Source organism: Tsukamurella pseudospumae, assembly GCF_001575205.1.
In the GTDB taxonomy this organism is placed as follows: Bacteria; Actinomycetota; Actinomycetes; order Mycobacteriales; family Mycobacteriaceae; genus Tsukamurella; species Tsukamurella pseudospumae.
The window spans coordinates 235,966-262,494 of sequence record NZ_LSRE01000002.1 but is presented as its reverse complement, the minus strand read 5'-3'; the positions used below and the strand labels follow the sequence as shown (position 1 = coordinate 262,494).

Sequence of the window (26,529 nt, the reverse complement as noted above, 5' to 3'; positions counted from 1 at the left end):
GCGACCTCCCGCCAGTAGGCTCGGGGCCGTGGTGAAACCCGAACGCAGGACCGGTGTCGATCTCGCGGTGTCGGCCGTGATCGTGATCGTGGTGATCGTGGCGGGCTTCGTGGCGTGGAACGCCGGCTCGGCGGGCAAGGCCGTCAGCGAGACGGCCCCGGCCCCGTCGACGGTGCCCGGCTCGCTGATCGAGCTCCCCGCGGCGCTCCACGAGGCCTGGACCACGGAGGCGGACCGCCCCGTCCTCGCCCTCGGCGGCACCGTCGTGACCGCCCGCGGCGGCGAGGTCGCCGGGCACGATCCGGCGACCGGCAAGCGCACCTGGCGGTACGCGCGCGGCGACACGCAGGTGTGCGGATTGACCGCCAACGCCGGCCTGGTCCTGGCGTTCTACCGCGACGTCCGCGGCTGCGGCGAGGTCATGGCCCTCGACCCGGTCACCGGACAGCGCCGCGCGAGCCGGTCGGGGCGAGAGGACCACGAGGTCACCCTCACCGGCGACGGCAACTACGCGATCGTCCAGGGGCCCACGCGGGTCGACGTGTTCCGCTCGGACCTCGTGCGCACCGTCGAGTACGGCAAGCCCGACGTCCCCGTGAACCCCGGCGTGCAGCCCCGCTCGGGCTGCACCATCGGCTCCGCCCTCCCCTCCGGTGCCTCGATCACCGTCCTCGAGACCTGCCCGACGGAGCCCTACCCGCGGCTCACCGTCATCGGGGCGTCCCCGAAGGAGGCGAGCGAGCCGCAGGAGACCTCGTCCGTGGTCGCGTCCGCCCTCGGCTCCTCCGAGCCCGTCGACGGGGACCGTCCCCGCCTCGTCACCGCCGCCGCCGCCGGTGCCGTGGCCTATCTGCCCGCGCAGGACGGCCGGTCCGCGCGAGTGGTCACCGTCGACCTGCAGGGCCGCGAGCTGCGCTCCGTGGATGTGACGACGCCGGCCGGCGGCGCGCCGCGGGACGTGCCCGTGGTGACCGAGGCCGGGATCGCGTCGTTCTTCACGGGGACCTCGACCGTCGTCGTCGACGCCCCGTCGCTCGTGGCCGAGATGGTGATCCCGGGCACACTGGGGCCCGGCGCGGTTGTGGGCGGCCAGATCGTGGTTCCCGGCCCGACGTCGCTCACCGCCTACGATCTCAACTCCCGGACGCTGGTCCGGTCGACGCCCGTCGCTCGGCCCGGCTATTCGACGGGGCCTGTCCTGCTCACGCTGGCGAGCGACGCGCTGGTGAGCCAGTGGGGCGAAACGGTACAGGCGTACCGTCCGGCCTGATCTCGTTACTCGGCCGCCCAGGTGACCAGGGGCGCACCGTCGGCGACGTGAGCCCGGATGCTCTGCGCCAGTTCGCGATAGGCGGTGGCACCCTTGTTCTTCCGGCCCGCGAGCACGGTCCGGCCGGCGGCGTTCGCCTCGGCGAACCGGACGGTGCGCGGGATCGGCGGAGAGAGCACCGCGAGGCCGTAGCGGTCGGCGACGTCGGAGAGGATGTCGCGACTGTGCGTGGTGCGCGCGTCGTAGAGCGTGGCGATCGCGCCGAGCATGCCCAGCTCCGGGTTGGTGATGGCCTGCACGTCGCGCACAGTCTTGAGCAGCTGCCCCACGCCGCGGTGGGCGAGGGTCTCGCACTGCAGCGGGATGGCGACCGCGTCGGCGGCGGTGAGGCCGTTGAGCGTGAGCACGCCCAGGCTGGGCGGGCAGTCGATGATCACGACGTCGAAGCGGTCGGCGACGTCCGCGAGGGCCCGCTTGAGCGCGTACTCCCGGCCCGCGCGCATGAGCAGCAGCGCCTCCGCGCCGGCGAGGTCCAGCGTGGCCGGCAGCACCGTGACGCCGTCCTCGGTCTCGAGCAGCACCTCGTCGATCCTCTTGTCGCCCAACAGGACGTCGTGCACGCTGTTCTCGATGCGATCGGGGTTGTGGCCGAGCGAGAAGGTCAGGCAGCCCTGCGGGTCGAGGTCGACGACGAGCACGCGGGCGCCCAGCTCGACGAGCGCCGCACCGAGGCTGGCGACGGTCGTGGTCTTCGCGACGCCGCCCTTCTGGTTGGCGACGGCGAGGACGAAGGGGGCGCCGTCGGGCGGCGTGGCACCGGTCATGCTGCGAGGGTACCCATCGATGCGCAACGATGAGCGGATGAGCACCGCAGCACGCCTCGTGTACATCCGCCACGGCGAGACGGAATGGTCGCGGTCGGGCCGCCACACCGGGTCGACCGACATCGACCTGACCGACACCGGAGCGGAGCAGGCTGCCGCGCTGGCGTCCGTGCTGGACTCGCTGGCGCTGCGGAACCCGACCGTCTGGGTGAGCCCCCGCCACCGCGCCGCCCGCACCGCCGAGCTCGCGGGCCTGACGGTGACCGGGGTCGACCCCGACCTCGCCGAGTGGGACTACGGCGACTACGAAGGGCTCACCAGCGCCGAGATCCGCGTCGACGATCCGGGGTGGACGGTGTGGCGGTCCGGGGCGCCCGGCGGGGAGTCGATGGCTGACGTGGCCGCGCGGGTGGACCGGGTGCTCGACCGGTCGCGCGTCGCGATGGCCGACGGCGACGTCGTCCTCGTCGCGCACGGGCACCTCGGACGGGTGCTGACGGCGCGGTTCCTCGGCCAGCCCGCGGATTTCGGCCGCAACGTGATGATCCTGCCCGCCTCCGCCGCCGTGTTCGGGTACGACCGCGACGACGTGCCGCAGCTGACCCGGTTCGGGCTCACCGGGTATGCCGCCGCGCATTACAGTGGGCGTTGATCCCGTTCAGGCGTACCGTTCAGCCAGCTCCAATTCGTGCAGCATGAACCGCTTGTTCCTGTCCAGCAATGGTTCCCCGAGGATCACACGTTGGCCGATCTGCACGCACGTACCGATCAAGTCGAAAGCGAGCTCATCGTCAACCGTCCGCTCACCGAGCGTGAATCCATAGACGACCGGCTTCTGGTATTGAATCAATCCCGAGTCGGACGGAGTGAAGAACTCCCAACGCACGGTCGGGATCCGCTCAATCATGACGTCGCCAAGGTATGTGCCAAGATCGTTGCAGACCGAGTACCAGCGCGCCGAGAGCATACCTGGAGCCTCCGCAAGCGCGGGAACCCTTCCCTCAACGTGAGTGATAAACCAATCGGTGACCAACTGAATGGACTCATCGCTATCCAATACTGGCAGCCCATTGAGAGCCAGCAACACCTTGATTTCTTGGATCCGTTGAGGCTTTTGAGACAGCCAGCTCTCGTACTGCCTACGAGCCCCGTCTCGACTATCCTCGCGCGGAGGAGTCGGAGAAATCACGTGAAACTCCGAATAGTCACCCCAATTTACTGAACTCACATCATCCTCCACGGGATATTGGCCGCATTCAATGCAGCGATCAACTTCGGATCGGGACCACCCTCGCCCGTAATCACACTCTTGAAGAACACCCACTCTACACCACCAGAGAAGCCGGGCACATTTCCTGCCGCAAGAGCCGCATCCTTCGCGACCTGGTCCTGAACTGCACTCAGTCGCGTAAATCCCGTCTTCACCTCTATGGCGTTCCCTGACGGTGTCAGCAGGTCGACGCGTCGCACCCCCAGCCCAGGAACCTTGAAGCGCGCCGTGTCGACGTCGGCTCCTTTATAGAAGTTCCGCTCGAGCCATCTAGCCGCCTCAAGCCCAGCCGCGTTGTTGACTGTGATTTGAGCGGCTTGCTGTTTCCCTGCGGCGACAGCTTTCGCTTGGGCAGTGGCGATCGCCTTGAGCATGGCCTGTTCGGCGGTTTCACCTCCAGCGACTTCGACTCCCCGCCGCAGTCCGATGGAGGTAAGTTTTCCGATCGGAACTATGCCAACGAGGTCATACACCCAGCCATCCATTGGGTATACAGCGCCCTGATCGGCAAGTCCGGTTTCATGACTTCCGTCGGCGTTAAAGATGGTGCTTAGAGTTCCTCCGGGAATATCCTCGGAAGCAATGATGCCGCCGTCGCGGCCAGCGACGATATTTACTATTGCGCCGTCCGGCCTGCGGAACTCGAAACCACCATTAGCTAGGCGAGTCACCCTCGCAGGTGTGACGCCATCAATGTTTGGCAGGGACCCGATCTCCGCGTAAGCCTTGGCGAGGTCAGCCCGGGCCTCCTCAACCTTCTTCTTGAGGTAGTTGTTCGGGTTCTCCTGGTAATCTTCCTGCGCGCGACGCAAGCGATCAAGGGCTGGGTTCACCCTATTTTGAAGTATTTGTTGCCGCGCAGCTCCGATAAGATCTGATACCTCGGAGATTGCAGATCGTTCGGGCTGGGTGTTCGCTTCAACCTGGCGAAGCAACGGGCCCATGGGGTCTGTTGGTGCGTCCGGGTCCTGGACGCGCGCGGCGACGGACTCGAGCGGCGCCAACGGGCTGGATGATCGCGTCTTGCCCGTCGCCTGCAAAATGCTGTCGAGGGGGCTCGGCGTCGGATTGTCCTCTCCTCTGGCTTGCGCGAGCGCATCTCTCATCGGTCCAGCGATCATCCTCTGCGCGGCGGACTGTGACGGGCTTTCCGTAGGTGCCGATACGGGCGGTTGCAGGGTGGGCCGCTCGGCGTCGGGCAGCTCATTGGTGGGCATTGTCGAGGCAGGGTCCGGGCGTCCCGGGAGGGATGAATCGATCGGCGGTGGGCCGTCGTTTCCTGGCGGGTCGGCGAGGATCGGGTTGTTGTTGCCCTCCGGGCGGTTGATGGTTTGGATGAGGTCGTTGCCGTCGCGTGTGTAGCTGGTGGGGATCTTCTGGCCGGTGACGGTGTCGTAGGCCCAGGGTGTGAATCGGTTGACTTCGTTGCCGTCGCGGTCGTAGGTGGAGAGTGAGCCGTCGTCGTTGACGTCGACGCTGCCGCCGTCGGGGCGGTCGACTTCGTTGATGTTGAAGCGGTACTTGGACGGTGCGTCGGCGTTCTCGGACAGGATGAACGTCCGCTTCCCGTCGGGGGTGGTCCACTCCTTGTAGTTTTCCCCGTCGACCTGATCGTTCGGAGTCATGTCGTTGGTCGGAGCAGATCCATCCGGGTTGAGCGGGCCAGCCTTACGACCACGGCGGCCGGCCATCAACGCTGACACTTCGCCAACGAGGTATGCCCACGACGGGGCGCCGTCCTTCTTCTCGCCACCGTCCGGCCCGGTGCTGCCGCCGTTGTTGCTTGAGTCGTTGTTGCCGGGGTTCCCGGGGGCTCCTGCTGCGCCGTTGCCGGCGCCGGGGACCGCGCACTGCGACTCGGTCTTGGTGACCGTGACAGTGGGGCTGCTGGGCTGCCCGGACTGGGTCTGCTGCCCGGGCTGCTGATTGTCGGTCTGACGGGGCCCGCCGGGCGCGGTGGTCTGCACCGCCGGGCTCTGGTTCGGCTGACCTTGCCCGTTGCCCTGCGCAGGCCGCTGGCCGCCCTGGTTGCCTTGGCCGGGTTGTTCGTTGCCGGGGATGTTCGGTGCCTGCTGGCCGGGGCTGCCGAACTGTGGGGTCTGGGCCTGGATTCCGGGGCCGTTGTCCCCGCCGCTACCGGCCGGTGAGGGAGAGGTGGCGCCGGTGTTGCCACCGGTCTGCTGCCCGCCTTGGTTGCCCTGCTGCCCGCCGGGGGTTTGGGTGGGCGGGTCGAACGTCAGGGTCGGTCCGGGGCCGGGCGGGCAGGTCGCATCCCCCGGGCAGACCGCGTTCGCCACACCCGCGCCGACGCCGGTGGTGGCGGCGAATCCCATCATCCCGACAGCGACGACGATCCCAGCGACCGCAGCCGCCGCACGCACCTGCGCGGCCGCGGGCGCAGCGGTGACACCGGTCTCGCGGAGCTTCCCGAGGCCGGCGAAGAGGATCTTCCCGACGATGACCATCACGAGCCAGAAGGTCAGGAACACCACCGGCACCGGGGTGAACCGGGGTGCTTCGATGGAGAACAGGACACCGCCGAACAATCCGGCGATGCCGATGATCGTGAGGAACGCTCCCTGCAGACGCTGCTGGAGCACCGACTGCGACGAGTCGTCGGACGCGCTGCTGGTCGGTTCGGTGGCGGTGCGGGCGTGCCGCGGGCTCCCGGGTGGGAGCGGCACCGGCTGCGGTTGCCGCGGCGGTGGGGTGGGTGTGGGCATCAGAACACTCCAAAATGCGGGGAAGTGGATCGGAGATTCGGCGAAGTGCCGGGTGATGGATGCCAAGCTTCCACACGATTCGACGTTGTCAATCGCCGAATCCGACTGAACACGCGTTTTCGCAGGCCAGGACTGGTTTGTTTAGTGGTGTTTAGTGGGGTGACTAAACACGGCACCCCGGTTCGGGGCTTGTTCAACGGCCCACTGAACAACGCATATCGCCCATCATCGTGCGGTGCAGCGGCCTCCTCGGCGACTCCGGATGCTGGCCGGGTGTCACGGTCTTGGCGGGCGTTCATCGCCGGCCTCATGCGGTCACGGCGCCGAGGGCGAGGCCGAGGCCGAGGGTCATCGCGATGAGCGCGATGAGCACGGCGGCGATCATCTGATGCACGCGGAGCGTGCGCAGGGACGCAGCTTGCGAGGCGGCCCAGAATTCGGTGACGGTTCCGGGCGGGATATGCGCAGTGGTCGCCGCTCCGAACCAGAACGCCGCACTCTGCGTGCCCGCAGCGCCAAGGTCGGGGCTGAGTGCGATCAACGCGTCCGCGGTCAAGGTCAGGCGCACGTGGTCGTAGAGCCACGCGCGGGGCCGGCCGGCGGTCGCCCAGCGCTGGGCGTCCTGCTCGAGTGCGCTGCGGGAGATGAGGACCGGCCGGGCCTGCTCGACCCACGTCGACAGGCGCGACCAGGTCTCGATCACGCGCAGATCCGTCAATCGCACGAGGTCCTGGTTCTCGTCGCCGGGGTCGGGAGTCAGGCTCAGAACACCGATCTCAACAAGCTCTGCTACTATGCGGCCCGCGGCGGCGGGCAGCTCGGGGACGCGAAGAGTGAGAACTCCGGTCGACGAGACTGCGACACAGCTCAGAAGGAGAAACCGAGCCGCGTCGAGTTGCACAGGCTCGCTGGTATCGGTGTCGAGCGCCCACTGCTCGGCCGCGGTCGCGATCTGCGTGAGCACCGGCAGCGCGGGATCACGGCCGGTCGCCGTGCTGAACAACTGCTGCCACTGCGAGACCGTCACCACCTCGGCGACCACGTGCCGATTACTGGTGGCGCGGGCGGTCAACCACACCAGCATCGGCTCGACCGTCTCGAACTCAGCGGGTAGATGCCGACCGGTACGCCAGTTCGACACCGTCGCCGCGCTGACCCCGACAGCGTCCGCCACCGCGCGCACCGTCGGCGAACCGGCCAGAGTGAACAGCCGACGCAACGCCGAGGCGAACACCGCAGCACCATCCCCGCTCCGACCAGGCTCGGCAGGTGGGGTCATCACCGGGCGCCGCTACGGGCGGCGTTCCACACCGCACTCGCGCCACCCACCACAAGGTTGCTCGCGAGCATCATCACCAGCACGAACACCACGAAGACCAACGGCATCGTCCACCGCTCGCCCCACGCGTTCAGATGCGAGACGGCGAACCCGCAGCCGATCAACAGCACCAGTCCGATGACCAGCCCGGCGGCCTTCCGCGCCAGGGCGCGGAGCTCGTCATCGGCGGACTTCCCATCAGGTTCGCCCCCGGTGGCCGCACTCGGGGGCGGCGACGCCGATCTGGACGCACCGGGCTGGGGCCCCGGTGCCGGTTGTTGCACAGCTAGCGGCCGGGCCTCGTCCGCGGACATGGGCCTCCCCTTTCGGCAAAACTTGCTACATCACGGGCACATCAGCCGGGCTATCGCGATCCGGTAGATCCAACCGTAGCGGATAGTTGTCTCATTGCCGTAGTTCAAATTCGTTATCACCCACGGTTAGCTCGCCTACCGAGGATCGACTCTCGGAGCCACCGTCGCCGCCGCGCACCACAAACACCGCAGGTCAATACACCTGAATCCGGAAACCTTGCCCACCTTGCACCCGTAGACCGGCCGCACACCGCGACCCCACCGGGTCTGTGATCGCGATCACGTGGATGCGATATCCACGCAACTGTGATCGATCTGTTATCTACCCGGATTGCGTACACGTGCCCAGTGTGGTGCCATTGGGGCTGTTGTTGCAGATGTGACATCTGTGAATTGACTTCACCCAGGGAGACTTCGACATGCCAACCTCCGCACGTACCCACACGTCTCGGCTGCCGCGGACGCTGATCGCGCTGTGTGCCGCTGCGGCGGCGGTCACGCTCGCCGCCGGCCCGGCTGTTGCCGCGCCCGCTCCAGCACCCAAGCCGTCACCTGCGGCGGCTACAGTGGCCCCGCCGCCGGCGCCCCTGATGCGCGTGCCGGTCCCCGGACAGATCCGCACCGGCGAGTTCGCCGACACCAGCCGCGAACTGATCACCCGGGACGGATGGAAGGTGACCGTCTCCAAGTTCGGCGAGAAGCTCGACAGCGTGCCACCGCTGAATCGATCACCCCAGAGCTTCGAAGGATTCAGCTCCGTCGGCGGCGAAGCGAAGATCGAGATCGCCGACGCAAAACACAAGCCTGTCAACAAGATCAAGTCGGCAACCCTCACAACAGGAGTTCAAGTCGGCTGCGCAGTCACCGCTGACAGCCTGACCGTTGGCGGATCCCTATCCAACGCCACCACCGCCTCGATCACCCCCACCGTGACCGCATCCGGCACCGTCACCGGACAAGGCCAAGGCGGCTCCAGCGGCGGCCAAGGCGGCGGCAGCGTCTCCGGCACCGGAACCGGCAGCCTCTCCGGCACCCTCTCCGACACCGTCACCGAAACCGGCAACATCTCCGGCATCCTCAAACCCGGCACCACCAAAGACATCCCGTACGCCAAGAAGGCCGTCGTCGGCCCCAACGCGCAGGTCATGTCCCGCGACATCCGCATCGCCGTGGACAACTGCATCGGCGGCGTCCAAGTCCGCACCTACGCCACCGTCGCCATCAGCACCGACGCCACCGACGACACACTGACCACCTTCGGCAAGCCGATCTTCCTCACCCGCCCCGAACAGAATCGGTAGTCGCGCAAGGCGCGGCGAGTGACGGAGGGCCCGACGCTGTCTTTCGTACCGGGCCCAAGACCCCGGTCAGTCCCGGCGGTACTCCCCCTCGAGCCACGCCACCGTCGGCGGGCTGAACAGCAGGACGAGCACGACGATCGCTGGGGCGAGGAGGGGGTAGCCGAGCAGCGGCGAGCTCTGGGCGAAAGCGCCGCTGATGCCGGTGAAACCGAGCAGCAGGTTGGTGAGCACGCCCACGGTGCGGCCCCAGCGCTTGCCGCGCAGCAGCGCGACGCCGCCGGCGAGCACTGCGGCGCCCATCGGGATCATCCAGAAGGCCAGGCCGTAGGCGCCGGTGGTGGTGGCGGCGCTGCCGGTCAGCCCGCGCACCAGCTCGACGACGCCCACGACCAGCGCGATCGCGCCCTCGAGCGCCACGAGGCCGCCGGCCACGAGGACCGTGCCGGGCGCGGCGGTACGCGTGGCGCCCGAGCGCTTCGCCGTCGAGCGCGTCGCGCGGGGCCGGTCACCGTCGTTGGTCGTCACGGCACCAGGGTATCGGGGCGGCGTGGGTAGGCTGCTCGGTGTGCGCGCCCTGTTGATCTCGAACCCCAACGCCACGTCCATCACCGCGGCGGGACGAGACCTCGTCGCCATGGCGTTGGCGTCCACGCTGGACGTGACCCTGGCGCAGACCGAACACCGCGGTCACGCGGCCGAGCTCGCCGCCGCGGCCCGCGCGGACGGCACCGATCTGGTGATCGTGCACGGCGGCGACGGCACCGTCAACGAGGTGGTGTGCGGAATCCTCGGGCGGGAGGGCCTGCCCGGCGAGGCCGCCCCGGCCGCCCCCGAATCCCTGCCGGCCGTCGCGGTGATCCCCGGCGGGAGTGCGAACGTCTTCGCCCGGTCCCTCGCGGTCCCGCGCAATCCGGAGGAGGCCACCGTCCACCTCACCGACCTGCTGGCGCGCCGCAGCTTCCGGACCATCGGCCTGGGCTGCGCCGACGAGCGCTACTTCCTGTTCAACGCGGGCATGGGCGTCGACGCCGAGGTCATCGCGAACATGGAGGCGCTGCGCGCCAAGGGCAAGGCCGCGACCTCGGGGCGGTACGTGCGCACCTCCATCCGCACCTTCTTCCAGGCGGCGCGACGCGAGCCGCAGCTCACCGTCCACTTGCCGGGCGAGCAGCCGGGCACCTGGCAGGACATCGACGGGGTGCACTTCGCGTTCGTCTCGAACGCGAGCCCGTGGACCTTCCTCAACAACCGCGCCGTCGTCACCAACCCGGGGACCGATTACGGCACCGGGCTGGGCGTGTTCGCGTCGCGCTCGATGCGCACGATCCCGAACCTGATGCTGGTCCGGCAGATGCTCTCGGCCCGCCGCACCAAGGGCCCGACGGTGCGCCATCTCGTCCGGCACGACGACCTGCCCGAGTTGCGCGTGACCAGCGACGTCCCGGTCGCGGCTCAGGTCGACGGGGACCATCTCGGCGAGCGCACCGAGGTGCGGTTCTGGTACTCGCCCGAGCGGATCCGGGTCGTGGCGGACCTGCCCCCGTTGCCGCGCGTGCGCTGACCGGCACGGCGGCGAGCGCAGCCTCCCGGCCGGGGCTTCCCACGGACTCGACATGAGGCCAGCACCACGGGCGGATTGAGCGATTGATCACCAAGCGCAAGAAAACTGTTGCAAACCTGCAGCGTGTGCGGATATTCTTGCGGGCACGCCGCTGAACCGGCAGCAGTGTAGTACACCGCTCGTAGGCACGGTCTCACCGCCCCCGCTGTGAGATAACCCACCTCTGAGTCGGAATCTCTTGACTACTGCCGGGAACGTGGAAATATTCATGACGTAACAACGCGGAAACAGTTCGGTTCCCCCCGCGTTAACAGCCTGGAAATTCGGTGCCGGATCGGCACCTGCGATGAGTGGCGCGCCCGCGCGCCTGAAGGAGTGTACTGACATGGATTGGCGCCACAAGGCCATCTGTCGCGACGAGGATCCCGAGCTCTTCTTCCCCGTGGGGAACAGCGGCCCGGCCATCGCGCAGATCGCGGACGCCAAGCTGGTCTGCAACCGCTGCCCCGTGACCGCCGAGTGCCTGTCCTGGGCGCTGGAGTCCGGTCAGGACGCCGGTGTGTGGGGCGGCATGAGCGAGGACGAGCGTCGCGCGCTCAAGCGTCGCAACGCGCGCACCCGCACGCGCACCGCTGTGTAGGAAGCACCACTCGAAGAGGGCCCGGTGGATCTCCACCGGGCCCTCTTCGTGCGCCGGTCAGGCGGGCTGGAGCGGCACTTGCACCACCGCGTCCGTCCCACCGTCCCAGGTGGTCAGGCGCAGCTCACCGCCCAGCTCGGACGTCACGAGCGTCTGCACGATCTGCAGGCCCAGGCGGTCGGAACCGTCGAGGGTGAAGCCGGGCGGAAGGCCGGCACCGTCGTCCCGGACGGTGACCTCGAGCATCCTGGTGGACCGGTGCGCGAGCAGTTCGACGGTGCCCGACTCCCCCGGCCCGAAGGCGTGCTCGATCGCGTTCTGGATGAGCTCGGTGACGACCATGACCAGCGGCATCGCGCGGTCGGCGTCGAGTAGGCCCACGTCGCCACGCCGCACGACGGTGACCGTCCCCGCGCCCTCGGCCGGCGCGACATCGCCCATGATCGGGATCAGCCGGTCGATCACCTCGTCGATGTCGACGTGTTCGTCCACGCTCATCGACAGGGTCTCGTGTACGAGCGCGATCGATGCGACGCGGCGCACGGACTCCTGGAGGGCGCGCTTGGCCTCGTCGTTGCGCGTGCGGCGGGCCTGCAGCCGGAGCAGGGCCGAGACCGACTGGAGATTGTTCTTCACCCGGTGATGGATCTCCCGGATGGTCGCGTCCTTGGAGATCAGGGCGCGGTCGCGGCGCTTGAGCTCCGTCACGTCGCGGAGCAGCACGGCGGCGCCTGCCGGCCGGCCGTTCGGATGCAGGCCGAGCACGCGCAGTACGACGGTCACGCCGCCCTTCGTCAGCTCGATCCGCGAGCCCTCCCCGCGCTGCAACGCACCGTCGAGCGCGACGGCCAGGTCCTCCGATTCGAAGGAGTCCCCCACCAGCTCCGCGGTGACCTCCACCAGACCACTGCCCTCGAGGTCGCTGGGCGCGCCCATCCGACGGTAGGCCGATTGCGCGTTCGGGCTCGCGAACACGACCTTGCCCTGCGCGTCGACTCGGACGAAACCATCGCCGGCCCGGGGTTCCGCCTCGCCGGTGGGCAGCTCCTCCCGCTCGGGGAAGGTGCCCTCGGCGACCATCGTGCACAGGTCGTCGGCGCACTCGGTGTACGCGACCTCGAGCGGGCTGGGAGTGCGCGGGTGGGTGACGTTGAAGTCACGGGTGAGGACGGCCACGACCCCGCCGTCCGAGGACACCGGGACCGCCTCGCGTCGCACCCGGGAGGGGCCCGTCCAGGCCGGGGTCACGCCACGCACCACCACGGCGCCCTCGAACGCGGCGTGCAGCGTGGGGGCCTCCCAGGGCGGGACGACGACGCCGACACCGTCGGAGTCGTAGACGGTCGAGGTCGTGTTGGGGCGGCACTGCGCGATGCAGATGTACGACGGGTCGGTCCGGTCGCCCTCCGGGTCGTTGCGCACCCACAGCCGCAGGTCCGCGAACGACAGATCGGCGAGCAGCTGCCACTCGCCGGCGATGCGCTGCAGGTGGCGCGCGGCACGGCCGGGGAGGTCCGTGTGGATCGCCAGGAGGTCGGCGAGGGAGGCCATGGGACCGCCTTTTTGTCGTCGTCGGTGCCGTCGTGAAACAATAGCCGGTACTGCGAATGAGCTCGGGACAGGAAGGAGACCGCCATGGGAAAGCGTGGACGTAAGAAGCGCGGGCGCAAGAAGAACGCCGCCAACCACGGCAAGCGTCCGAACTCCTGAGCCATCAGGGATTCACCGCACTTGCGCACGAGGGCCCGCCGACGCGATGTCGGCGGGCCCTCGTCATGTGTGCGGACCGGTCACTCCGGGCGGAATCGCACCTCGGTGTGCCGGATGCTGATCGTCAGCCGCTCGCGCAGCCCCTCGGGGGCGCGCTCACCGCCGCACTTGCGGTTCACGAGCGACTTGATCTGCTGCTCGATGCCGTAGTGCGACAGGCACTGCGAGCAGCCGTCGATGTGCGCCTTGAGCCGCTCCTTCGCGGCGGAGTCGCACTCGTTGTCCAACAGCAGCCAGACGTCCGCCATCACGGCGGAACAGTCGAGCTCGAGGTCCGGGTTCCCGTCCGACGAATAGGTCACTTCTCCACCTCCTGATCGGCGGCGTCGACCTCGTCGTCGGCGGCGCCCCGCAGGAACCCTCGCTCCCGCGCGACCCCCTCCAGCTCGGCACGCAGCTGACGCCGGCCGCGGTGCAGCCGCGACATCACCGTGCCGATGGGGGTTCCCATGATGTCCGCGATCTCCTTGTACGGGAAGCCCTCCACATCGGCGTAGTACACCGCCATGCGGAAGTCCTCCGGGAGCTTCGAGAGCGCTTCCTTGATCTCGTCATCGGGCAGCGCGTCCAGGGCCTCGATCTCCGCGGAGCGCAGGCCGGTGGAGCTGTGCTCCGCCGTGGCCGCGAGCTGCCAGTCGGTGATCTCGTCCGTGGGGTACTGCGCCGGCTGCCGCTGCTTCTTGCGGTAACCGTTGATGTACGTGTTGGTGAGGATGCGGTACAGCCACGCCTTGAGGTTGGTGCCCTTCTTGAAGCTGCGGAAGGCGCTGTAGGCCTTCACGTAGGTCTCCTGGACCAGATCCTCCGCGTCCGCCGGGTTGCGGGTCATCCGCAGCGCGGCGCCGTACAGCTGGTCGAGCAGCGGCAGCGCCTCGGCCTCGAAACGCGCCGTCAGCTGCTCGGGCGTCTCGGTCGTCTCGTCGGGCGCCGAGTCCAGTTCCGCTACGTCCGCGTTCTCCCGGTCGGTCATACCGACGAAGGCTACCGGTCGCTCGAGGACCGCTGCTCCGCTACCTGCACTCACGACCTCTGCAACAGCGCGGTCCGCCCGCTTGTTCCCGTGCCGTCCGGATCAACCCAGCCGGAGCCGGACCATGGGCAGACCGTCGACGGGGTGCTGCACCGCCTTCTCGATCGCGCCCCGCAGCCGCTCCCACGCCACCGGGTGCGCGGTGCGGTACCGCTCGAGCACCTCGTCGGAAGCCGTGGGGTCCAGCAGTTCGGCGCGCGCCGCTCGGTCCCGGTTCCCGACGGTGACCCGGCAGTCCGGGTGAGCGCGCAGGTTGCGGTACCACTGCGCGGTCTCACCGAAGCCGCTGCACACCACCACGGTGTCCACGTCCGGCCGATCGACCACCTCGAGCACCACGTACCGCGGCTCGCCGGACTTCCGGCCGACGTGTTCGATCATCACCATCCGCGGGCCCATCAACCGCCCCAGCCCGTGCTGGAACAGCCAGATCGGCGCGCGCACCAGCCGGCGGGTCCGCAGCGCCCGCGCCGCCAGCGCGGAGGGACTCAGGTTCTCGGCGATCCATCCCACGTCCGTCGACGGTACGCCGCAATCCGGGGCCCCGGGTACCGTCGGGCTCCCCCCTCGATCCGTCCTCTCCCCGCCGTTCCGTCCCCTCCCCACCAGTTCACCGCCCGCTCCCCCCGATCCGTTCCCTCCCCTCGAAACAACGGGCGTTTCGGTGGGGAGGGAACGATTCGGGTGGAGGGAGAAGCGTCCAACCTGACTGTGCTCGACGTCGTCATACGCCCAGAACACGGAGGCGGCTTCGTTTCGTCGTGCGAGTCTTCATACCGTTCGTCCACCACGAGTCCACCTGATTGACTGGGCGGCATGGGGAAGAAGAACGCGGCGGCGACGCCGGCGATCGCGGCGCTGCAGGCGGCGGGGATCGAGTTCCGGGTGCACGCGTACGAGCACGATCCGCGGGCCGAGTCCTTCGGCGGCGAGGCGGCGCAGGCATTGGGGAACGACCCGGCGCGGGTGTTCAAGACGCTGGTCATCACAGACGGGAAGCAGCTCGCCGTGGCGATCGTGCCGACCTCCGGCAAGCTCAGCCTCAAGGCCGCGGGCGCTGCGCTGGGCCTGCACCGACCGGCCATGGCCGACCCCACTGACGTGCGACGGGTCACCGGCTACGTGCTCGGCGGGGTGTCCCCGCTCGGGCAGCGCAGGCGGTTGCCGACAGCCGTCGACGAGTCCGCACTGGGCTTCGAGACCGTCTTCTGTTCGGCCGGCCGACGGGGCCTGGAGGTGGAGCTGGCACCGTCGGACCTCGTGGCCGCGACGTCCGCCGTGCTCGCGCCCCTCGCCGCCCCGTGACCGGGCGTGGTAGTCAATAGGTGAGTGCGGGCGGGCAAGGCGGGTTTGGCGGTGGCCGCGCCGGAAAGTAGGTTCGTGATATGGCCAGCTACTTCGTCACGGGCGGGACGGGCTTCATCGGCCGTGCCGTGGTGGCGCGGCTCGCCGCCGCGGAGCACGGGAGCACGATCTACCTGCTGGTGCGCGACGCGTCACTGCCGAGGTTCGAGCGGCTGATCGCGGACCTCGGCCACGAGTTGGCGCCGCAGGTCGTGCCGGTGGCGGGCGATGTCACGGAGCCGGGCCTCGGCATCACCCCCGGAGACCTGCCCGAGCACGTCGACCACGTGATCCACCTCGCCGCCGTCTACGACATGGAGGCGCCGGAGGAGATCCAGCAGCTCACCAACGTCGGCGGCACCCGCAACACCCTGGAACTGGCGGAGCGGCTCGGCGCGACGATGCACCACGTGTCCTCGCTCGCGGTGGCCGGAAACCACGAGGGGTGGTTCGCCGAGTCCGACTTCGACGTCGCCCAGGACTTCCCCACCCCCTACCACCGCACCAAGTACGAGGCGGAGCGGCTCGTCCGCGGCTCGTCCGTGCCCTGGCAGGTCTACCGCCCGTCCATCGTGGTGGGCGACTCGATGACGGGGGCGATCGACAAGATCGACGGCCCGTACTACTTCTTCCCGTTCCTGCGCCTGATGGGCACGATCCCGCACCACCTGCACGTCCCGTTCGCCAACCTCGGGTACACGAACATCGTGCCGGTCGACTTCGTCGCCGCCGCTCTGGTCGCACTGGTGACCGCTCCGCCGGCGCCGGGCACCGTCTACCACCTGGCGGACCCCAAGGGCCAGAGCATGGCCGCGATCTACGAGGCGATCGCGCCCGCGTTCTCCGGCCCCAAGACGCTGCCGCTGCCCAGCGCGCCGCTGGGCGAGTTGGCCGCGCGCATCGGGCGCCGTAACGAGGTGCGCGCGTTCCGGGACACCGTCGCCCGCCAGATCGGGATCCCGCCGTCGATCCTGGATCACCCGTTCTACAACACCCGCTTCGACTCGGAGGCCAGCTACCGGGTGCTGAGCCGACTCGGGGTGGCGCTGCCGCGCCTGAAGTCCTACGGTCCCCGCCTGTTCCGCTACTGGGCCGAGCACCTCGATCCCGCCAGAAACCGCCGCGACGACCCCCGCGGCCCGCTCGTGGGCAAGCACATCCTGCTCACCGGGGGGTCCTCGGGCATCGGCCGCGAGGCCGCGAAGCAGGCAGTGCTCAAGGGCGCGAACGTGTTCATCGTCGCCCGCAAGCCCGAGGACCTCGCCGACGCGGTGCTGCGCATCGAGGCGGAGCCGGGGCTGCCCGGTGTCCCGAAGGGCATCGTCCGGCCCTACCAGTGCGATGTGACCGACCCGGAGGCCGTGCGCACCACCGTCGCTCAGATCCTCGCGGAGCACGGCCACGTCGACGTCCTGGTCAACAGCGCCGGGCGATCGATCCGGCGCGCGACCGTCGACTCGGTCGACCGCGCCCACGACTACCAGCGCACGATGGCCGTGAACTACTTCGGCGCCGTGTACCTGATCCTGGAACTGTTGCCGCACATGGTCGCCCGCAAGTCCGGGCACGTGGTCAACGTGTCGTCGATCGGCGTGCAGGTGCGCGGGCCGCGGTTCGCGGCGTACATCGCCTCGAAGTCGGCGCTCGAGGCGTTCAGCGACATCACCGCGGCCGAGACGATGTCGGACCACGTGACCTTCACCAACATCCACATGCCGCTCACCCGCACCCGGATGATCGAGCCGACCGACGCCTACGACAACGCCATGGCGCTGTCGGTGGAGAAAGCCGGCCAGATCGTGGTGCGCGCCATCGTCGAGCGGCCGCGCCGCATCGACACCCCGCTGGGCACACTCGCCCAGTTCGGCCAGTTCCTCTCGCCGCGGATCGCCGCCGCCGCGCAGCACCAGGGCTATCTGCTCTTCCCCGAGTCCGCCGGTTCGGACGACGACGGGGCCGGCGCCGCGCAGGTCGTGGAAGTCGATGTGGCCGAGGTGGATACGCCGCGCGGTCGGCTCGCCGCCACGAAGGACCTGTCGAAGGACATCTCCACCGCGGCGGTCAGCCCGCTGTTCGGCATCTCCGGTGATCAGGGCCTGCGCCGCCTCGCCCGCAAGACCCTCAACCGCCTCCCCGGCATCAACTGGTAGCGCCGGACTCCATCGTGTGCGCAGGCGCGAGCAGCGTCCGCGGCGTGACGCCGGTCAGCGCGCGCACCTCGCGGGTCAGGTGGGCCTGGTCCGCGTAGCCCGACGATGCCGCCGCGACGCCGAGCGCGTCGCCCGCACGGATCAGGGTCACCGCGCGCTGGAACCGGAGGATCCGCGCGAGGGTCTTCGGGCCGTAGCCGAACGATCGCCGGGCCAGACGGTGCAGCGCCCGCTCCCCGAGCCCGGCCTCCGTCGCGATGCCGGCGACGGGGCGCCCCGTCTCGAGCCGGGCCGCGATCCCGGTGATCCGTCGGTCGAGGACCACGTCGTCGAGGAGCTGCGCCGCGATCTCCTCGGGGTCGTGCGAGACCTTCAGCCGGCGGCGCGGGAGGACCTCGGCCAGGGGGACGCGCACGCCGGTGAGCTCGTCGGCGGCGACGCCCAGCAGCTGCGGGAGAACACCGGGCGGGAACCGCAGGCCGTCGAGTCGCGCACCGTCGGACCTCATGACGTGCGCCGCGACGGCGTCCGGACCGGCGACGACGGGCGCGCCGTCGATCACGATGACGTCCATGCAGCCGTCGGGCAGGATCAGCGCGGTCCCGGCGCTCCCCGTCGAGGACCACCGGACCGCGCCGGGGATCCTCGACGCGCGTTCGCGGTACACGCAGTCGAGTATGTCCGAAACCTTCAAGACCCGTCGGCACCACCGCGCATACGGTGATCCCATGACTGAACGCCTGCGCTTCGACGCCATCGGCATGGTCGCGGACGACCTCGCCGCCACCCTCGCCTTCTACCGCCTGCTCGGCCTGGACATTCCCGACGGTGCCGAGCACGAGCCGCACGTGGAGGCACAGCTGCCCGGCGGGATGCGGCTGATGTGGGACACCGCCGCGGTGATCCGGACGATGGAGCCCGACTGGGTGAAGCCGACGGGCCAGAGCGCCACGCTGTGTGTGCTCTGCGCCTCGCCCGCCGTGGTCGACGAGGTGTACGCGGAGCTTCTCGCTGCCGGCCATCCCGGTGCGATGGCACCCTTCGACGCGCCGTGGGGACAGCGGTACGCGGGCGTGCTCGACCCGGACGGGTACCAGGTGCAGTTGTTCGCGTGGCAGTAGCGTCGGAGACGACACACGGGATGTGTTGGGGCGCCTATCGTGGGGGACGAACCCGTTCCGTCCCCCACGAGGAGATCCGACATGGTCGACGTCCAGTACGCAGTCACGAACCCGGCGACCGGCGAGGTGCTGCAGACCTACCCGACCGCTGAGCCCGCCGAGGTCGAGGCCGCGCTCGACGCCGCCTCGCGCGCCGCGCGCACCTGGCCGCAGGAATCCACCGTCGCCGAGCGCGCGGCCCTCGTCCGGCGCGTCGCCGAACTGCACACCGAGCGCCGGGAGATGCTCGCCGGAATCATCCAGCGGGAGATGGGAAAGCCGCTCGAGGACGCGTTGGGCGAGGTCGACTTCTCGGCGGCGATCTACACGTACTACGCCGACAACGCGGAGCGCTTCCTCGCCGATCAGCCGCTGGAGTTGTTGGAGGGCGAGGGTTCGGCGGTGATCCGCCGCTCCCCGATCGGCGTGCTGTTCGGGATCATGCCGTGGAACTTCCCGTACTACCAGGTGGCGCGGTTCGCGGGCCCGAACCTGGCGGCGGGCAACACGATTCTGCTCAAGCACGCACCGCAGTGCCCCGAATCGGCGGAGGCGATGCAGCTGATCTTCACCGAGGCCGGCCTGCCGTCGGGCGCGTACGTGAACATCCGGGCGACCAATGAGCAGGCCGCCGACATCATCGCGGACCCCCGCGTCGCCGCGGTGTCACTGACCGGCTCGGAGCGGGCCGGAGCGGCGGTCGCGGAGGTCGCCGGCCGGAACCTCAAGAAGTGCGTCCTCGAGCTGGGCGGTTCGGACCCGTTCATCGTGCTCTCCACCCACGATCTGGACGCGACGGTCGACGCCGCGGTCGCAGGCCGTCTCGACAACACCGGCCAGTCCTGCAATGCGGCCAAGCGGTTCATCGTGGCCGCCGACCTGTACGACGACTTCGTCGCGAGGTTCACCGCGAAGATCCTCGCCGCGGGCGAGGGCATCGCGCCGCTGTCCTCGGAGCGCGCCGCGATCGGGCTCGAACAGCAGGTCAACAGCGCCGTGGAGGCGGGCGCGCACCTCGCCATCGAGGGGCAGCGCGACGGTGCCTTCTACCCGCCCGCCGTCCTCACGAACGTCACGGAGGACAACCCCGCGTTCCGGCAGGAGCTGTTCGGTCCCGTCGCCACGGTCTACCGCGTGGAGGGCGAGGGCGAGGCGCTGGCACTCGCCAACGACACCCCGTTCGGCCTCGGGTCCTACGTGTTCACCACCGATCCCGAGCAGGCCGCCCGCGTCGCCGACCGGATCCAGGCGGGCATGGTGTTCGTCAACGGTGTGCTCGCCGAGGGAGCCGAACTGCCCTTCGGCGGCGTGAAGCGCTCCGGGTTCGGCCGCGAGATGGGCCCGCTGGGAATCGAGGAGTTCCTCAACAAGAAGCTGATCCGCACCATCACGTAGCTCGACGGGGCGGTTGCCGGTTCAGGCCGGGAGCCGCCCCTCGGCGACGTCGATCACCCACTGCGGGGTCGTCTTGCCCTCTTGTCGATCGATGTTCACAAGGATGCTGGCGCTCGCCTGGCGTGCCTCAGGGGTTCGACCCCGAAGCTCGAAATCAGCCTCGTCCCGCTCACGGGCACTGTCTTCGATGCTCGTCATCGCCGGGCGCCTTTCTTTCTGTTGATATTGTTGCGCCTTCGGGAGCCGATCGCCACCACACGCAGGATTTCCCGCTCGCTCGTGGTCACGAGCGGGGACACGGACAGCGCATCCAGAATCCGTAGTCCGAACGCTTGCCCGATGTCGTCGGACTTCAACGACTGCTCCGCAGCCCACTCGAACCGTTTCCACCATTCGGTGCGCGCCTCATGCTCTGCTTTCAGCAGGCGATCCATCTGCTCCGACCGTTGCCTCTGCCACAGCGTCCCGACCACACCGACAGCGGTCAGCCCCGCCACGATCAGCATCACCCAGTAGTGTGCCGCCATCGCCCCCTCCCCCAAGGGTTCGATTTCTTCGATGCTCCGCAGCGTAGATCGAGGGTCCGACAGGTTCCGTCAGAGCAGGCTGAGCTGGCCGGGCCCGGAGCCGGGCTCGGTGCGCTCGATGAGGGCGGCACCATCGTTCTTGACGGAGTTGACCAAGGCGGACACCGGGCGGATCTCGATGCGCTCGGCCACGTCGAGGGCGGGCGGGAGCAACAGCGCCGGGTCGACGGGACCGTCGGGATCGAGCCACTGGTCGAACAGTTCGGGGGTGAGTACGAGCGGCATCCGGTCGTGCACCGCGCGCAGCGGGCCGACGGAGTCCGTGGTCAGCACCGTCGCCGAGAGGACGGGCGGCACGTCGAGCCCGGCGTCGGCGGGACGCCACACCGACCACAGTCCCGCGATGTACATCCGGGTGCCGTCCTGCGGGGTCAGGTACATCGGCTGCTTGCGCGGCTTCTTGCCATCCGGGTCGAGCACCTGCCACTCGTACCAGCCGTCCATCGGGATCAGGCAGCGCTTGTTCTTGATCGCGGTGCGGAACGCCGGCTTCTCCGCGACGGACTCCGCGCGCGCGTTGAACAGCGGCGGGCCGCTCAGCGACTTCTGCCAGTGCGGCAGCAGCCCCCAGCGCATCGCGCGCAGCCGCCGGGTCGGGGCATCGTCGGGCTGCTCGCGCGAGTGCCGCGCGACGACGGTGACGATGGTCGTCGTGGGCGCGACGTTGTAGCCCGGCACGTCGAGCTCGACGCCCTCCGTCTCGTCCACCGCGTCGATCTCGCCCGCCAACAGCGCCGGATCCGTGGTCACCGCGTACCGTCCGCACATCGGACTACTCCTCGAAGCTGTCGAACACGCGCCGGGGCCCGACGCCGGTGGTGGCCAGGGCGTCGTGCGGGTTCGCGAGTGCGCAGGAAGCCATGGACAGGCAGCCGCAGCCGATGCAGTCGGTGAGGTTGTCGCGCAGGCGGGTCAGTTCGTCGATCCGGTGGGACAGATCGTCGTGCCAGTAGCGCGAGAGGCGCTCCCAGTCCGTCCGCGTGGGCGTGCGGCCGTTCGGCAGCGTCTCGAGCGCCTCGCGGATCGTGGACAGGGGGATGCCCACGCGGTGGCTGATCCGGATGAACGCGACGCGGCGCAGCATCTCCCGCGGATACCTCCGCTGGTTGCCGGAGGTCCTGCGTGCGGTGATCAGCCCCTCGCGCTCGTAGAAGTGCAGCGCAGACACCGCCACGCCACTGCGGGCGGCGAGCTGTCCGACGCTGAACTCCCGAGTGGTCTCCACACCCCGGATTCTACCTGAACATTAGTTCAGAGATCAGCGCGCCTTCGGGGCCGCCGACGACGGTGCAGCCGGCTTCGCCGACGGCGCGGCCGGCTTGGCCGACGCGGGCGCGCCCGGCTTCGCAGAGGCCGGCGCCGCGGGCTTCGCCGACCCGCTCGCGGCGGGAGCGGGGGCCGCCTGCTGCGGCTCCGGCGGGTTCTTCAGGATGGTGCTCTGCACGCGAAGCAGATCGACGGCCAGCTGATCGTCGGCACCCACGAAGGGGGCGGCCTCGCGGGACTGGCGCCCACCGCGCAGCGACATGGTGACTCCGTTGACCACGCCGGTGTACTGCCGTGACTGCAGGTACTCGACCTGGTTGCCGCGCTTGCTCTTCTGCGTGAACTCGAGGCCCAGGCCACCGGGGATGCCGGTCGCGGCGATCTCGCGCACGGTGACCTCATTGACGACGCCGTCCTTGACGGCCTTGAACGACGCGCACTTCGGGAGCGCGGCGCGCAGCGGCGCCACATCGATCGCGAACTTGGAGACCACCATCGACCAGGTGGTCCCACGCGAGCTTCCGTTGGTCTGCGCCGTGTCGGTGCCCTTGGGGATCGGCAGGCCCGCGTAGAGCACCTTGCAGTCGGCCGGATCGACCTTGGCGGTGTTCAGCGACGCCCACGCGCCGTTCCAGCCCGCGGCCGCACCGGACAGCACGGCACCGCCGAAGTCCATCGAGTCGGGGAGGTTGCCGGAACCGATGACCAGCTCGCCGGCCTTGTTCTTCGGCGGCTCCGCCGGCTTCGGATCGGCCGACGCGACGGGCGCGAGGAGCCCCGCGACGGTCGCCACAGCGGCGAAGGTGGCAGCCGTCGAGACAGCCCTGCCCACGGACGTACGATTACGCTTCATCGAGGATCTCCCGGCGGTGATGACCTGACCTGTTCTGCCCAGCAAGGTAGCACGCGGTGAGGTCGCCCTCATGTGCGAGGATGGGCCGGTGGACCTGTTGGAGCTGTGGCCTGCGCCCTTCGCCGTCGGCCCGGTGACGGGCACGATCGCCCTCCCGGGCTCGAAGTCGATCACTAATCGCGCGTACATCCTGGCCGCTCAGGCACCGTCCGCCTCGACGCTGACGAACGCCCTCCGCAGCCGCGACACCGACCTCATGGCCGCCGCGTTGCAGACCCTCGGAGCCGAGGTCGCGTTCGCGGGCGGGACCACGGTCACCGTCACCGGCGGTCCGCTGCACGGCGGCGCCGTCGACTGCGGACTCGCCGGCACCGTGATGCGCTTCCTCCCCTCCCTCGCGGCCGGGGCGCGCGGCACCGTCGACTTCGACGGTGACCCGCAGGCCCGGGCCCGGCCACTGGGCACGGTGCTCGACGCGCTGCGCGGGCTCGGCGCCCGGATCGACGGCGACGGGCTGCCCTTCACCGTCCACGGCGACGGACCGATCCGCGGCGGCACCGTCACCATCGACGCGTCGGCGAGCTCCCAGTTCGTCTCGGGCCTGCTGCTCAGCGCGCCGAGCTTCGTCGAGGGTGTCGTGGTGCACCACGACGGCAAGCCCGTCCCGTCCATGCCGCACATCGACATGACCGTCGACATGCTGCGCACCGCGGGCGCCGAGGTCGACACCTCCGAGGCGAACACCTGGCGCGTCGCGCCTGGCGGGATCCGCGCGCACGACTGGACGGTCGAGCCGGACCTGTCGAACGCCACCGTCTTCCTCGCGGCGGCGGCGGTCACCGGCGGCGCCGTGACCGTCCCGCACTGGAACCCGGCGTCGACGCAGCCGGGTGTGCAGTTCGCCGACATCCTCACGGCGATGGGGGCCGGGGTCTCGTACGCCGACGGTGCGATCATCGCCAGTGGGACCGGCGCCCTGCACGGTGTGGACTGGGATCTGCGCGACATCGGCGAGCTCACGCCCACCGTCGCCGCGCTTGCGGCCCTGGCGGATTCACCGTCGCACCTGCGGGGCATCGCTCACCTGCGCGGCCACGAGACCGACCGGCTCGCCGCGCTCACCGCCGAGATCACCGCGCTCGGCGGGCGCTGCACCGAGACCGAGGACGGCCTGCACATCGAGCCGGCGACGCTGCACGGCGGCGTCTGGCACAGCTACGCCGACCACCGCATGGCCACCGCGGGCGCGATCCTGGGGCTGGTCACCGAGGGCGTGCAGGTCGAGGACATCGCGACGACGGGCAAGACCATGCCCGACTTCCCCGCCATGTGGAACACGCTGCTGGGCAACCGGTCGTGAGCCAGCTCGTTGGGTAAGCGCGAGTACGACGAGACCGATGTCCGGGTGCGCCCGGGCAAGAGCAGTCGTCCACGCACCAAGAACCGGCCCGACCACAGCGACGCCGAGACGGCGATGGTCGTCTCCGTGGACCGCGGCCGCTGGGGTTGCGCCCTCGGCGGCGCCCCGGAACGGGTGATCACCGCCATGCGGGCCCGCGAGCTGGGCCGCTCCCCCATCGTCGTCGGGGACTCGGTCGGCGTCGTCGGCGACCTGACCGGCCGCAAGGACACCCTGGCGCGGATCGTCCGGGTCGACGAGCGGAAGACGGTGCTGCGCAGGACCGCCGACGACACCGACCCGTACGAGCGGATCGTCGTCGCCAACGCCCACCAGCTGCTCATCGTGACCGCGCTCGCGGACCCGCCGCCGCGCACCGGCTTCGTCGAGCGCACCCTCATCGCCGCCTACGCGGGTGGACTGACGCCGGTACTGTGCCTGACCAAGGGCGACCTGGCCGACGCGGAGGAGTTCACCGCCGCGTTCGCCGACCTCGACCTGACGGTGATCGCCGCCGGCCGCGGCGACCCGCTCGACGAGGCGCACGATCTGCTGACCGGACGCGTCACCGCGCTCATCGGGCACAGCGGCGTCGGGAAGTCGACTCTGGTCAACCGCCTCGTGCCGGATGCCAACCGCGCCACCGGCGTCGTGTCCGGAGTGGGCAAGGGGCGGCACACGTCCACACAGTCCGTGGCGCTGTGGCTGCCCGCGGGCGGCTGGGTGGTCGACACCCCCGGTATCCGCAGCTTCGGGCTCGCGCACATCTCCACCGACGACGTGGTCGCGGCCTTCCCCGACCTGGCGGAGGCCGTTCTCGATTGTCCTCGCGGGTGTACACATCTCGGTCCGCCCGCCGATCCTGAGTGCGCCCTCGACGGACTGGAGGGGACGGCGCACCGTCGGGCGATGGCGGTCCGCGGCCTGCTGGCCGACCTGACCGCCACCCCCGACTGGGCCTGACGGCTCGCGGATTCCCCCGGCGCACGGGCGAGTTCGGCGCTATGCTCGTGCAAATCCGGTGAGCGAGGCGGTGGGATGGCGATCATCAATCAGGGCTTCGGCGGCCGGCGGCGCCGGGACGATCCCGCGTTGCCGCCCGGGCAGACTCTGGTGGAGGACTGGCCCGTACTCTCGGCCGGGCCCACACCACAGGTGAGCACGGAGCGGTTCGAGTTCTCCGTGTACACCGAGACCGGCGAGAAGCACTCCTGGGACTGGGACGGACTGCTCGCGCTGGGCGTGGAGGACATCACCACCGACATCCACTGCGTGACGCACTGGACCAAGCTCCAGATGCCCTGGCGCGGAGTGCCACTCGATGCGATCTTCGAGAACATCGAGACCACACAGGATTTCGTCATGACGCACAGCTACGGCGGCTACACCACGAACGTGCCGCTCGACGAACTCCTGGACGGCCAGGCGTGGATCGCCATCGAGGCCGAGGGCGCGCCGCTCGACCCCGAGCACGGCGGTCCCGCACGGCTTCTCGTGCCGCACCTGTACTTCTGGAAGAGCGCCAAGTGGATCCGCGCGCTGCAGATGATGCCCGACGACGAGCCCGGTTTCTGGGAGCAGAACGGCTACCACCTGCACGGCGACCCGTGGAGCGAGGAGCGGTACTGGTGACCGCGCGGCGGGTGGCCTGGCACCGGGCGCGGCTGGTCGAGGCGAGCGCCGAGACCGCAACGGCCCGGCGACTGACGTTCGAGGTGCCCACCTGGCCGGGCAACGACGCAGGCGCACACGTCGACCTGCGGCTCACCGCACCCGACGGCTACCAGGCGTCCCGGTCCTACTCGATCGCGTCGTCCGGCTCCGGCACCCGGCTCACGCTGGTGGTGGCCGAGGTCGCCGACGGCGAGGTCTCCCCCTACCTCGTGCGCGACCTCGCGGTGGGCGACGAGGTGGAACTGCAGGGGCCGCTGGGCCGCTACTTCATCTGGAGGCCGGACGATCCCGCGCACGCCGGCCCGGTGCAGCTGATCGGGGGCGGCTCGGGCGTGGTGCCGCTGATCCCCATGGCCGCGGCCAACGAGGGCGCGGAGCGACCCGTCGAGTTCCGGCTGCTGTACTCCTTGCGGACGGGGGCCGACGCCTTCTTCGGCGCCGAGCTCGCCGGGTTCGAACGCACCCGCGTCGATGTCGTGCGGACTCGCGAGTCCGACGGTGCCCGCCCCGCGGGCCGGCTCACCCAGGACGAGTTCGCGGAGGCGACGATTCCCGCAGCGCAGTCCCCAGCACTGTTCGTGTGCGGGCCGACGCCCTTCGTCGAGACGGTCGCAGCGTGGGCGGTATCGCTGGGGCACGCCGCGTCGGCGATCCGCACCGAACGATTCGGAGGTGGTTGA

30 protein-coding genes are annotated in these 26,529 nt (G+C 69.7%); 14 read left to right on the top strand and 16 right to left on the bottom strand.

All coding sequences use genetic code 11. The annotated features are described in order from the left end of the window. Positions 1-28 precede the first annotated feature (28 nt). Positions 29-1,270 carry an Rv3212 family protein gene (locus tag AXK61_RS03475; RefSeq protein ID WP_197466735.1) on the top strand — a complete coding sequence of 414 codons (1,242 nt, stop codon included), beginning with the start codon at positions 29-31 and terminating at the stop codon, positions 1,268-1,270. Between the two features lie 5 nt (positions 1,271-1,275). On the opposite strand, the gene AXK61_RS03470 is transcribed toward AXK61_RS03475, so the two are convergent. Continuing rightward, positions 1,276-2,094, bottom strand: coding sequence for a ParA family protein (locus AXK61_RS03470; RefSeq protein ID WP_068571818.1), 819 nt, complete (start codon positions 2,092-2,094; stop codon positions 1,276-1,278). A 37-nt stretch (positions 2,095-2,131) separates the two neighbouring features. On the opposite strand from AXK61_RS03470, the gene AXK61_RS03465 reads away from it, so the two are divergent. Further along, complete coding sequence (locus AXK61_RS03465) at positions 2,132-2,746, top strand: histidine phosphatase family protein (RefSeq protein ID WP_068571820.1); 615 nt, start codon at positions 2,132-2,134, stop codon at positions 2,744-2,746. Between the two features lie 6 nt (positions 2,747-2,752). Here AXK61_RS03465 and AXK61_RS03460 read toward each other — a convergent pair whose 3' ends face one another. The 4 genes from AXK61_RS03460 to AXK61_RS03445 form a co-directional block, all read right to left on the bottom strand. Continuing rightward, positions 2,753-3,181, bottom strand: a complete 429-nt coding sequence (locus tag AXK61_RS03460) for a hypothetical protein (RefSeq protein WP_068571824.1) — start codon at positions 3,179-3,181, stop codon at positions 2,753-2,755. A 137-nt stretch (positions 3,182-3,318) separates the two neighbouring features. Next, a complete protein-coding gene (locus AXK61_RS03455; RefSeq protein ID WP_139057975.1) occupies positions 3,319-6,087 on the bottom strand; it encodes a hypothetical protein in 2,769 nt (922 codons plus the stop codon). 307 nt (positions 6,088-6,394) lie between these two features. Beyond that, positions 6,395-7,321 carry a hypothetical protein gene (locus tag AXK61_RS03450; protein WP_068743820.1) on the bottom strand — a complete coding sequence of 309 codons (927 nt, stop codon included), beginning with the start codon at positions 7,319-7,321 and terminating at the stop codon, positions 6,395-6,397. 44 nt (positions 7,322-7,365) lie between these two features. Further along, entirely contained in the window at positions 7,366-7,719 is a 354-nt protein-coding gene (locus tag AXK61_RS03445; protein ID WP_068571830.1) for a hypothetical protein, read from the bottom strand. 419 nt (positions 7,720-8,138) lie between these two features. Here AXK61_RS03445 and AXK61_RS03440 point away from each other — a divergent pair, with 419 nt between their 5' ends. Further along, positions 8,139-9,020: an MspA family porin gene (locus tag AXK61_RS03440; protein WP_082778043.1), complete on the top strand. Its 882-nt coding sequence runs from the start codon at positions 8,139-8,141 to the stop codon at positions 9,018-9,020. Positions 9,021-9,086: 66 nt separating this feature from the next. Here the strand turns inward: AXK61_RS03440 and AXK61_RS03435 are convergent, their stop codons facing one another. Further along, complete coding sequence (locus AXK61_RS03435; RefSeq protein ID WP_068571833.1) at positions 9,087-9,545, bottom strand: hypothetical protein; 459 nt, start codon at positions 9,543-9,545, stop codon at positions 9,087-9,089. 40 nt (positions 9,546-9,585) lie between these two features. Here AXK61_RS03435 and AXK61_RS03430 point away from each other — a divergent pair, with 40 nt between their 5' ends. After that, positions 9,586-10,581: a diacylglycerol/lipid kinase family protein gene (locus AXK61_RS03430; RefSeq protein WP_068571904.1), complete on the top strand. Its 996-nt coding sequence runs from the start codon at positions 9,586-9,588 to the stop codon at positions 10,579-10,581. A gap of 385 nt (positions 10,582-10,966) precedes the next feature. Beyond that, positions 10,967-11,221, top strand: a complete 255-nt coding sequence (locus AXK61_RS03425) for a WhiB family transcriptional regulator (protein ID WP_013125780.1) — start codon at positions 10,967-10,969, stop codon at positions 11,219-11,221. Positions 11,222-11,278: 57 nt separating this feature from the next. Here the strand turns inward: AXK61_RS03425 and AXK61_RS03420 are convergent, their stop codons facing one another. Next, positions 11,279-12,772: a sensor histidine kinase gene (locus AXK61_RS03420; protein WP_068743812.1), complete on the bottom strand. Its 1,494-nt coding sequence runs from the start codon at positions 12,770-12,772 to the stop codon at positions 11,279-11,281. Between the two features lie 84 nt (positions 12,773-12,856). On the opposite strand from AXK61_RS03420, the gene AXK61_RS26030 reads away from it, so the two are divergent. Beyond that, on the top strand, positions 12,857-12,931 hold the full coding sequence (locus tag AXK61_RS26030) for a 50S ribosomal protein bL37 (RefSeq protein WP_371820987.1): 75 nt from the start codon (positions 12,857-12,859) through the stop codon (positions 12,929-12,931). A gap of 80 nt (positions 12,932-13,011) precedes the next feature. Here the strand turns inward: AXK61_RS26030 and rsrA are convergent, their stop codons facing one another. The 3 genes from rsrA to AXK61_RS03405 all read right to left on the bottom strand — a co-directional run bounded on the left by rsrA (position 13,012) and on the right by AXK61_RS03405 (position 14,534). Then, a complete protein-coding gene (gene rsrA / locus AXK61_RS03415; RefSeq protein WP_082778044.1) occupies positions 13,012-13,293 on the bottom strand; it encodes a mycothiol system anti-sigma-R factor in 282 nt (93 codons plus the stop codon). Next, on the bottom strand, positions 13,290-13,961 hold the full coding sequence (locus AXK61_RS03410) for a sigma-70 family RNA polymerase sigma factor (protein ID WP_082778045.1): 672 nt from the start codon (positions 13,959-13,961) through the stop codon (positions 13,290-13,292). The genes rsrA and AXK61_RS03410 overlap by 4 nt, the downstream gene beginning before the upstream one ends. A 102-nt stretch (positions 13,962-14,063) precedes the next feature. After that, positions 14,064-14,534: a nitroreductase family deazaflavin-dependent oxidoreductase gene (locus tag AXK61_RS03405; RefSeq protein ID WP_068571838.1), complete on the bottom strand. Its 471-nt coding sequence runs from the start codon at positions 14,532-14,534 to the stop codon at positions 14,064-14,066. A 303-nt stretch (positions 14,535-14,837) separates the two neighbouring features. Here AXK61_RS03405 and ybaK point away from each other — a divergent pair, with 303 nt between their 5' ends. Together ybaK and AXK61_RS03395 are read left to right on the top strand one after the other, a co-directional pair. After that, on the top strand, positions 14,838-15,326 hold the full coding sequence (gene ybaK, locus AXK61_RS03400; RefSeq protein ID WP_068571840.1) for a Cys-tRNA(Pro) deacylase: 489 nt from the start codon (positions 14,838-14,840) through the stop codon (positions 15,324-15,326). Between the two features lie 80 nt (positions 15,327-15,406). Continuing rightward, positions 15,407-17,515, top strand: a complete 2,109-nt coding sequence (locus tag AXK61_RS03395; RefSeq protein ID WP_068571841.1) for an SDR family oxidoreductase — start codon at positions 15,407-15,409, stop codon at positions 17,513-17,515. On the opposite strand, the gene AXK61_RS03390 is transcribed toward AXK61_RS03395, so the two are convergent. Then, positions 17,505-18,182 (bottom strand): helix-turn-helix domain-containing protein, encoded by a 678-nt coding sequence (locus AXK61_RS03390; RefSeq protein ID WP_068571843.1) that lies wholly within the window; start codon positions 18,180-18,182, stop codon positions 17,505-17,507. The two genes, AXK61_RS03395 and AXK61_RS03390, sit on opposite strands and share 11 nt — an antisense overlap. Before the next feature lie 61 nt (positions 18,183-18,243). On the opposite strand from AXK61_RS03390, the gene AXK61_RS03385 reads away from it, so the two are divergent. Continuing rightward, positions 18,244-18,636 (top strand): VOC family protein, encoded by a 393-nt coding sequence (locus tag AXK61_RS03385; protein WP_197466734.1) that lies wholly within the window; start codon positions 18,244-18,246, stop codon positions 18,634-18,636. 81 nt (positions 18,637-18,717) lie between these two features. Next, positions 18,718-20,070 carry an NAD-dependent succinate-semialdehyde dehydrogenase gene (locus AXK61_RS03380; protein ID WP_068571847.1) on the top strand — a complete coding sequence of 451 codons (1,353 nt, stop codon included), beginning with the start codon at positions 18,718-18,720 and terminating at the stop codon, positions 20,068-20,070. 21 nt (positions 20,071-20,091) lie between these two features. On the opposite strand, the gene AXK61_RS24765 is transcribed toward AXK61_RS03380, so the two are convergent. From AXK61_RS24765 to AXK61_RS03360, 5 genes are all read right to left on the bottom strand, one after another. Beyond that, positions 20,092-20,268, bottom strand: coding sequence for a hypothetical protein (locus tag AXK61_RS24765; RefSeq protein WP_156485544.1), 177 nt, complete (start codon positions 20,266-20,268; stop codon positions 20,092-20,094). Then, the gene (locus tag AXK61_RS03375; protein WP_068571849.1) at positions 20,265-20,597 is read right to left on the bottom strand and encodes a hypothetical protein; all 333 of its coding nucleotides are present in this window, start codon (positions 20,595-20,597) and stop codon (positions 20,265-20,267) included. The genes AXK61_RS24765 and AXK61_RS03375 overlap by 4 nt, the downstream gene beginning before the upstream one ends. Before the next feature lie 69 nt (positions 20,598-20,666). Beyond that, positions 20,667-21,425, bottom strand: coding sequence for an SOS response-associated peptidase (locus tag AXK61_RS03370; RefSeq protein ID WP_068743810.1), 759 nt, complete (start codon positions 21,423-21,425; stop codon positions 20,667-20,669). 4 nt (positions 21,426-21,429) lie between these two features. After that, complete coding sequence (soxR, locus tag AXK61_RS03365) at positions 21,430-21,882, bottom strand: redox-sensitive transcriptional activator SoxR (RefSeq protein WP_068571853.1); 453 nt, start codon at positions 21,880-21,882, stop codon at positions 21,430-21,432. A 33-nt stretch (positions 21,883-21,915) separates the two neighbouring features. Further along, the gene (locus tag AXK61_RS03360) at positions 21,916-22,755 is read right to left on the bottom strand and encodes a hypothetical protein (RefSeq protein WP_068571855.1); all 840 of its coding nucleotides are present in this window, start codon (positions 22,753-22,755) and stop codon (positions 21,916-21,918) included. 91 nt (positions 22,756-22,846) lie between these two features. Here AXK61_RS03360 and aroA point away from each other — a divergent pair, with 91 nt between their 5' ends. The 4 genes from aroA to AXK61_RS03340 all read left to right on the top strand — a co-directional run bounded on the left by aroA (position 22,847) and on the right by AXK61_RS03340 (position 26,529). Continuing rightward, positions 22,847-24,136: a 3-phosphoshikimate 1-carboxyvinyltransferase gene (aroA, locus tag AXK61_RS03355; RefSeq protein WP_082789194.1), complete on the top strand. Its 1,290-nt coding sequence runs from the start codon at positions 22,847-22,849 to the stop codon at positions 24,134-24,136. A 9-nt stretch (positions 24,137-24,145) separates the two neighbouring features. Continuing rightward, on the top strand, positions 24,146-25,138 hold the full coding sequence (gene rsgA, locus AXK61_RS03350) for a ribosome small subunit-dependent GTPase A (protein ID WP_068743804.1): 993 nt from the start codon (positions 24,146-24,148) through the stop codon (positions 25,136-25,138). Positions 25,139-25,213: 75 nt separating this feature from the next. Beyond that, entirely contained in the window at positions 25,214-25,807 is a 594-nt protein-coding gene (locus AXK61_RS03345) for a molybdopterin-dependent oxidoreductase (protein WP_068743803.1), read from the top strand. After that, complete coding sequence (locus tag AXK61_RS03340; RefSeq protein WP_231855411.1) at positions 25,804-26,529, top strand: FAD-binding oxidoreductase; 726 nt, start codon at positions 25,804-25,806, stop codon at positions 26,527-26,529. Before AXK61_RS03345 ends, AXK61_RS03340 begins: the two co-directional genes overlap by 4 nt.